Source organism: Halomonas sp. ND22Bw (genome assembly GCF_003011945.1).
GTDB classification, from domain to species: Bacteria; Pseudomonadota; Gammaproteobacteria; order Pseudomonadales; family Halomonadaceae; genus Halomonas; species Halomonas halophila.
The window spans coordinates 1-229 of sequence record NZ_PXWD01001964.1; the positions used below are offsets into that span (position 1 = coordinate 1).

Annotated in this window: 1 pseudogene; it reads left to right on the forward strand. The window is 72.1% G+C overall.

The annotated features are described in order from the left end of the window. Nucleotides 1-211, forward strand: a pseudogene (locus CVH10_RS27425) (leucyl aminopeptidase); the annotation flags it as partial. Nucleotides 212-229 lie beyond the last annotated feature (18 nt).

The window sequence follows — 229 nt, forward strand, 5'->3', positions numbered from 1 at the left end:
GCTGGCCGCCGGCTCCGACGGCGCGCTGAGCGCCGAGATACTCGACGAGGAGGCCCTCGAGACGCTGGACGCCCACTAGCTGCTCTCCGTGGGTCACGGCAGCGACGAGCCCACGCGCCTGATCGTGATGAAGTACAAGGGCGCCGAGCACCCCGACGAGGCCCCCCACCAGCTGGACGGCAACCGCCTCCCCGTCGACTCCGGCGGCATCTAGCTGAAGCCCGGCGCG